This window comes from Streptomyces sp. (assembly GCF_031178505.1).
Classification (GTDB): Bacteria; Actinomycetota; Actinomycetes; order Streptomycetales; family Streptomycetaceae; genus Streptomyces; species Streptomyces gulbargensis.
The window spans coordinates 1-7335 of record NZ_JAPSIW010000324.1; the positions used below are offsets into that span (position 1 = coordinate 1).

6 protein-coding genes and 1 pseudogene are annotated in these 7335 nt (G+C 74.1%); all 7 read right to left on the reverse strand.

The genetic code is table 11. From position 1 onward, the window contains the following. Positions 1-876 (reverse strand): MFS transporter (locus RIF68_RS20645; RefSeq protein WP_309052772.1); only part of this gene is annotated, 876 nt, incomplete at its 3' end. 95 nt (positions 877-971) lie between these two features. After that, entirely contained in the window at positions 972-1745 is a 774-nt protein-coding gene (locus tag RIF68_RS20650) for a response regulator transcription factor (protein WP_164285535.1), read from the reverse strand. A gap of 105 nt (positions 1746-1850) precedes the next feature. Next, on the reverse strand, positions 1851-2255 hold the full coding sequence (locus RIF68_RS20655) for a GNAT family N-acetyltransferase (protein ID WP_164285533.1): 405 nt from the start codon (positions 2253-2255) through the stop codon (positions 1851-1853). Further along, on the reverse strand, positions 2239-3525 hold the full coding sequence (purB, locus tag RIF68_RS20660) for an adenylosuccinate lyase (RefSeq protein WP_164285531.1): 1287 nt from the start codon (positions 3523-3525) through the stop codon (positions 2239-2241). Before purB ends, RIF68_RS20655 begins: the two co-directional genes overlap by 17 nt. A 156-nt stretch (positions 3526-3681) precedes the next feature. After that, a complete protein-coding gene (locus tag RIF68_RS20665; protein ID WP_309052773.1) occupies positions 3682-5184 on the reverse strand; it encodes a glutamine synthetase family protein in 1503 nt (500 codons plus the stop codon). 17 nt (positions 5185-5201) lie between these two features. Beyond that, positions 5202-6587: an amidase gene (locus tag RIF68_RS20670; protein ID WP_164285527.1), complete on the reverse strand. Its 1386-nt coding sequence runs from the start codon at positions 6585-6587 to the stop codon at positions 5202-5204. A 63-nt stretch (positions 6588-6650) separates the two neighbouring features. Continuing rightward, a pseudogene (locus RIF68_RS20675) lies at positions 6651-7335 on the reverse strand (hypothetical protein); the annotation flags it as partial.

Below are 7335 nucleotides of genomic sequence, written 5' to 3' on the forward strand. Positions count from 1 at the left end.
GCGCACGGCGGCGACCACCCCGGACAGCAGGTCGTCCCGGCCCGCCGGTCGCGGCCCGCCGCCCCAGGTGGCCGTGCGGACGAGCACGGTGACAGCCGCCAGCGGCCACGCCACCCGCCGGTAGGCGGCCCGGCAGACTGGGGCCCGGGCCTGCGCCGGGGGCCCGGACGGAGCGGACGGGAGCGACGGCAACGGCCGGGCGGCGGACGACGACGGCGCGGGTGACGCCGACGACGGGAGCGACGACGCGGCTGACGACGACGGGGAGAGAGACGACCCGGCTGATCGCGACGGGGAGAGCGACGGGGCGGCAGCCAGCGCGAGGGCGACGGTGCCGAGGGCCAGGACGGGCGGCAACGCCCGCAGCGGACCCAGCTGTTCGCCCATCACGGCACCGGCCGGCGGACCGCCCGCCATGACGAGCGCCATGGCACCGACGAGCAGAGCCAGGTGGTGGCCGCGCTCACGCGCCGGGAGGCGCTCCGCGGTGACCGCCACGACCGGGGCCAGCATCCCGCCCGCGCCCAGCCCTTGCAGGAACCGGGCGGCGGGCGGCGGCCCCGCGGCGCCGGAAGTCGCACCGAGCAGGGCTCCCAGCAGGAACACGGCGATCGAGGCGAGCAGGACGCACCGGCGGCCGTGCCGGTCGCCGAGGGCGCCGAGGACCGGCAGGGCGGCGGCGGTCGCGAGCGGCTGGACGGCCGTCTCCCACGCCGAGGACGGGGGCGCCACGATCGCGCCGCCGGAGGCGGGCACGGCCGCGGCCGTGCCCATGCTGCCGGCCAGGGACAGCAGGACCGCCAGCGCCAAGAGCACCGCGGCGCGGCTTCCCGGCACAGCCGGGGAGCCGGTCCGCTCCTCGCTGGTCGTCGTCACCGCCGTCCCGCCCCGCTCCGCTCGGCCGTCGTCGACCGGCAGTAGAACAGCGGGCGCTCAAGACCGGCTCGAGCCGGCCCGGCCGCCGCACCGGTTCAGCCGCTGCCCAGCCGGAAGCCCACCCCACGAACCGTCACGATCCAGCCGCTGTCGCCGAGCTTGCCGCGCAGGCTGCTGACGTGCGTGTCCACGGTGCGCCGCGACCAGGAGTCGCCCCACACCTGCTGGAGCAGCTGCTTGCGCGGGATGACCGTGTCCGGGTGCGAGGCCAGAAGCCGCAGCAGGTCGAACTCCTTGCGGGTCAGGGACACCTCCACCCCGTCGACGGTCACCTCGCGGGAGTTGACGTCGATGCGCAGCCGGCCGTGGCGTATCTCCTCGACGGCCGCCGACTGCCACCGGGCCCTGCGGGTCACGGCCTCGATGCGGGCCATCAGCTCGCGCAGCCCGTAGGGCTTGGTGACGTAGTCGTCGGCGCCCGCCTGCAGGCCCAGGACACAGTCCAGCTCGGACTGGCGGGCGGTGACGATGATGACGGGGACCCTGCTGACCGTGCGGATCGCCCGGCACACCTCGAGTCCGTCCAGATCGGGCAGTTCCAGGGCCAGCAGCACCAGGTCCGCGTCCGCGTACGCCTGCAGTGCCGCACCGGCGCGGGTGACGCAGTGCGGATCGTGCCCGTGCCGGCGCAGCTGGGCCGCCAGGCAGTCCGCGGGTTCCGTGTCGGCGTCCACGACGAGGATGCGCCGTCCGGTGCCCGGCGCCGCCAGCGCGGGGCGAGGGACGGGTGCGGCGTCCTCCACCAGCCGAATGTGGTGCGGAGCGGAGGTGCGGGGCTCCGGCAGCACCGGCGCCGACAGCTGACTCATGTCTCCCCCAGGGGTCCTCGGCGGCCCGTGTGCGAGGGACCTTACCGACGGGCGGTCGAGTCCCGGTCCAGCGCGGGACTCGACCGCTTCGAGAAGTGCACGGCGTCAGGCGTCGAGCACCCACGCCGAGTCGTGCCGCCTGAACCCGATGTGCGGGTAGTACTCCGTGGCCGCGGGCGCCGACAACAGCACGACCTTGGCGGTCGGAGCCTCTTTGCGGGTGGCGTCGATCAGCGCCCGGCCGATGCCCGAGCGCTGGTGGCCGCCCGCGACGGCGATGTCGGAGAGGTAGGTGACGTAGGAGAAGTCGGACACGCTGCGCGCGATGCCGATGAGGGTGCCCGCGCTGTCGCGGGCGACGAGGACGAGGTTGGCGCCCGCCGTCATCGCGGCCATCCGGTCCCGGTCGTCGACCGGACGCCGCTCGCCCAGGCCGGAGGAACGGTAGACCTCCAGGACCTCGTCCAGGTCGAGGCCGGCGCCCTCGGCCCGCTCAATCGTCCAGCTCACGAAGCTTCTCCAATCGATCGCGTATCACGTGGTGGTTGCCGAGGAAGCGCTCGGGGGCGAGGTCGCCCGGGTCGACACCTTCCCTGGCGAGGGAGTCGGCGAAGTGCGTACCGGTGGCGATCGTGTGGTTCGCCGCGGCCTGCACCAGACGATAGGCCCGCTCGCGCTCCACACCGGCGCCGAGCAGGTCGGCCAGGACCGGCGAACTGTGGATCAGGCCGTCCGTGTGGTCGATGTGGGCGCGCATCAGCTCGGGACGGACGGTGAGGGAGGCCACCAGGTCCGCCGCCATCGTCGCCTGGAAATGCCCGACGGCCAGGCTGTCGGGCAGGATGACCCGCTCGACCGACTGGTGGGCCAGGTCCCGTTCGTGCCACAGAGCCACGTTCTCGACGGCGGTGTCCGCGTAGCCGCGCAGCAGCCGGGCCAGGCCGCACAGCCGTTCGCTGGTGGTGGGGTTGCGCTTGTGCGGCATGGCGCTCGACCCCTGGTAGGCGGCGGTACGCCGCTCCTCGACCTCCCGGACCTCGGTGCGCTGCAGCAGCCGCAGCTCCAGGGCCAGGTGCTCGACGCAGGCGCCCAGCGTCGCGACGGCCTGCAGCAGCTGGGCGTGGCGGTCGCGGGCGACGACCTGGCTGGGCGCCGGTTCGATGCCCAGCCCCAGGGCCCGGCAGACATGTTCCTCGACGTACGGGTCGATGAGCGCGTAGGTGCCGACGGAGCCGGAGACGGTGCCCACGGCGACGGCCTCGCGGGCCGCCGCGAGGCGGCGCAGCGAACGGTCGACGGCGAAGGCGTGCCCGGCGAGCTTGTGGCCGAACGTGGTCGGCTCGGCGTGCACGCCGTGGGTGCGGCCGATCATCACGGTGTCCCAGTGCTCCACCGCCCGGTCGGCGAGGACGCGGCGCAGTCGCGCAGCCGCCCCGGACAGGAGGTCGGTGGCGCGGGCCAGGGTGTGGCCGAGCGAGGTGTCGACGAGGTCGTAGCTGGTCATTCCGAGGTGGACCCAGCGGGCCGACTCCTCGGGGATGTCCTCGCAGTAGGCCGCGAGGAAGGACAGCACCTCGTGATCGCGTTCCTTCTCCAGCTCGGCGACCCTGGTCGCCAGCGGCACCCTGGCCCGGCGCATGTCCTCGACCGCCTCACGCGGCACCCGGCCGAGGGTGGCCTGTGCCTCGGAGGCGAGGATCTCGACCTGGACCCAGGTCGCGTAGCGGGACTGGTCCGAGAAGAGGTCCGCCATCTCGGGCCGCGTGTAGCGGGCAATCATGAGTCGGCCTTCGTCAGGGGGCTGATGGTGTCGGGGCTGATCGTGTCGGGGCTGATCGTGTCGGCGGAAAGCTGAGGGGCCGGCCCGGAGGGGGCGGACCGGCCCGGAAAGGCCGGTCCGGTGCGCCGCCGACCGCGCACCGGACCGCTCGGGGCGTCAGTACGCCCCGAAGTACTCGCGCTGCTCCCATTCGGTGACCCGGCCGGGCTCCGGGCGGGCCTCGGCGCACCAGGACGCGTAGCGGCGCAGCTCGCTCTCCTTGAGCTTGGCCAGGCACGCGGCGAGGGGCGCGCCGAGCAGTTGGCCGGCCCGCCCGGCCCGGAAGGCGTCGAGGGCCTCGGCGAGGGACTGGGGCACCGTCGTGGCGGCGGCGCCCGGTTCCTCGGGGGCGGGCGCCGCTCCGCCGGTCAGGCCGTCGAGCCCGGCGAAGAGCTGGGCGGCGATGTTGAGGTAGGGGTTGGCGCAGGGTTCGCCCACGCGGTTCTCGATGTGGGCGCCGGGGCCGCTGCCGACGACACGGAGCATGGCGGTGCGGTCCTCGAAGCTCCAGCCGACCCGGGTGGGCGCGAGCGTGTGTTCGGCGGCGAGCCGCCGGTAGCCGTTGACGGTGGGCACCGACAGCAGGAACAGGTCGCCGGCCCAGGACAGCAGGCCCTCGGCATAGGCCTTGCCGCTCGGGGACAGGCCGCCGGACAGTCCCTCGGCGCTGAAGACGTTGCGGCCGGTGGCGGTGTCGGTGAGGGACTGGTTCAGGTGCCAGCCGCTGGGGTCGGCCGCGTCCAGCAGCGGCTGCGACATGAAGGAGGCGTGGTGGCCCCGGCGGGCGCAGAAACGCTTGGTGACGGTGCGGAACAGCAGCATCGCGTCGGCGGTGTCCAGTGCGGACATGGGGCTGAAGGTGGTCTCCACCTGTCCCGGTCCGGACTCGTGCTCCATCGACCGCAGCGGCAGGCCCAGCTTCAGCAGGTGCAGCGCCAGCGGGTCGGTGACGGCGGCCACGGAGTCGTAGGCGGCGTCGAGGTTGAACTGGTAGCCGGCGTTGACCGCGCTCACGCGCGGCGCCCGGCCCTGCAGGCCGAAGCCGTTGCCCTGGTTGCCGGGCTCGTCGTCCAGGCGCCGGGTCAGGTACCACTCGACCTCGAGGCCGAGGACGGGCGTCAGCCTCTGCTCGGCGTACCGGGCCAGGACCCGGCGCAGGGTGGCCCGCGAGGACAGCGGGTGCGCGGTGCCGTCGCGCAGGTACTCGTCGCCGATCACCCAGGCGGTGCGCGGCCCCCGGCCGGGCAGCACCTGGAACGTCGTCGGGTCGGGCACGAGCACGAAGTTGCCCGCGCCCGCGATCTCGTCGACGCCGATGCCGTGGTCGCCCAGGAAGTCGACGGCGACGGCGTGGCCGGTGTCGAAGAGGAAGGGACCGGGGCTGAAGTTCATGCCGTTGCGCAGCACCGTGGCGAAGGCCGCGGCGGTCAGCGTCTTGGAGCGGGCCAGGCCGTGCGGATCGCCGAAGACCAGGCGGACGAAGTCGACGTCCTCCAGGGTGGCTTCGATCCGCTCGGCGGCGGCCGACTGCTCTTCGTCCCACAGCCCGTGGTCGGCGACGAACGAGGGCCGCCCGACGCTGCCCTCCGCCGCGGGTGTGGACCATGACCTGGCATACATGGCTGGGTTGCGTCCTTTCACCGGAGGTTGGAGGTGAGGTCGGCCCCGGCCGGGTGCGGCAGGGGAGCCAGCGCCGCCTCCAGGCGGCGCGCCACCGTCAGGACCAGGTCGTCGGCGCCGACCGGGCCCACGAGCTGCACGCCGGCGGGCAGGCCGGCGCGGGTCAGCCCGGCGGGCAGGGACACGGCGGGCTGACCCGTCATGTTGTAGGGGTACGAGGCAGGCGCCCAGGCCAGCCACATCAGGTCCCGCGGGTCCGCGGCCCAGGACGGGCCGATGGCGTCGGCGTCGAACGGCTCGATCGGCACGGTCGCCATGGCCAGCATGTCGTAGCGGTCCATGACGGAGCGCAGCGTGGTGCGCAGGTTCTGGCGCACCTCCTCGGCCATGATGACGTCGACCCCGCTGAGGGTGCGCCCGTGGCGCACGATCTCCAGCCTGCCCCCGTCGATGAACTCCTCGTCCTCGGGCGCGGTGCCGGCCGCCTCGGACGCGGCGAGGATGTCGACGACGGCCGGGTAGAGGTTGTTGCAGCGCACCTCGACGTCCTCGACGCGGTGCCCTTCGGCGAGCAGCACCTGCCGGGCCTGGTCGGTGACCCTGCGGATCTCCGGGGTGGTCCCCTCGTACTCGATCCAGCCGACCCTGAGCGCGCGCATGTCGCGCGGGGAGTCCAGGGAGCCCAGCCCGGAGTCGGGGTCGGTGGGGTGGGGGCCGGCGACGACCTGGCCGAGCAGTGCGGCGTCGGCGACGCTGCGGGCGAGGGGGCCCTGGTGGGCGAGCCGGTCGGCGCCGTTGCGGAAGTAGGGGACCCGGCCGTAGGACGGCTTGTAGCCCACCACTCCGCAGAACGCGGCGGGGATGCGGATGGAACCCGACCCGTCGGTTCCCAAGGCCCCCTCGCACAGACCGGCCGCCACGGCCGCGCCGGCCCCACCGCTGGACCCGCCCGCGGTCAGCCGCGGGTCGTAGGGGTTGCGGGTGGGCGGGGCGACGCGGCCCACGGTGGACGCGCTCCAGCCGAACTCGGAGGTGGTGGTCTTGCCGACGACGATCGCGCCGGCGGCACGCAGCCGGGCCACGGCCGGCGCGTCCTCGCGGGGGCGGTCGTTCCTCAGCAGCGACCCCCGGGTGGTGGGCAGGTCCCGGGTCTGCAGCAGGTCCTTGACGGAGACGGTGACCCCCAGCAGCGGCATGTCCCACCAGGCCTCGCGGCCCCGTTCCCGGATGCGGGCGTCCGCCCGCTCGGCCGCTTCCAGGGCCGTGTCGTCGGCGACGGCGACGTACGCGTCCAGGACGTCCCGCTCGCGGATCGCGGTGAGGACGGACCGGACGTGTTCGACGACGGTGAGCTCCCCGCGGGAGAGGAGTTCCTTGGTGTGGCTGATGCCGCGAGCGGTCATCGCGTACTCCTTCAGGGGCGCTCTCGGCGCGGTACTGGGCGGGGGCGGGGCCCGCCGTGCGGGTCAGGACGCACGGCGGACCTGCCCGGTGGCGGCACCGGCCGCTTCGGGAACGCCTCCGGTGACACTGGACCAGTGCCAGGCCGCGTCGAACGCGGTGACCTCCAGAGGGTGGCCGGCCGCGGCCAGTTCGGCGGCCAGGCTCGTGGCACGGGCGATGAACGCCGACACCCGGTGCGCCGCGAGCAGGTCCTGCTCGTCGAAGGCGGGGCCCTCGCAGCGCAGCAGCCGCAGGTCCATGAAGCCGTTGAAACGGCGTCCGTCCACGTCCACGGCGTGCGGGGAGCGGATGGAGAAGCGCACCCCGTTGTTGACGTGTCCGTGGTGGTGCTGGTCGGAGTAGAAGGCCACGTCCGGGATGGTCGGGGGCACGAAGTGGTCGCGGGCGGCCACCTCGGGAACCTTCGGCAGGTTGCCCGCCACGAAGTGCCAGGAGTTGTACTGCATGCGGGAGGACATCGCCCAGGCGGTGTCGGCGAGTGCCGCGGCCGAACCCCCGAAGTGGCGGTCGGCCGTGGCGTGCGGCACCACGCAGCAGAAGAAGCGGGTGATGTCCCAGTCGCAGATCTCCGCCCAGCGCTGGGTGCGCAGCGCCGAGATCAGGGCGGGCAGGGAGCGCATGCCCCGGCTCATCGTGAAGTCGGCGTCGAAGGCGTCGGTGGTGGCGTCGCTGCGCACCGGTCGGGCG

What these genes read in the sequence shown, in the direction of transcription:
- RIF68_RS20670 (WP_164285527.1), bottom strand. Translation starts at nt 6,587, where the DNA reads ATGACCGCTCGCGGCATCAGCCACACCAAGGAACTCCTCTCCCGCGGG.
- purB (WP_164285531.1), bottom strand. Translation starts at nt 3,525, where the DNA reads ATGATTGCCCGCTACACGCGGCCCGAGATGGCGGACCTCTTCTCGGAC.
- RIF68_RS20650 (WP_164285535.1), bottom strand. Translation starts at nt 1,745, where the DNA reads ATGAGTCAGCTGTCGGCGCCGGTGCTGCCGGAGCCCCGCACCTCCGCT.
- RIF68_RS20665 (WP_309052773.1), bottom strand. Translation starts at nt 5,184, where the DNA reads ATGTATGCCAGGTCATGGTCCACACCCGCGGCGGAGGGCAGCGTCGGG.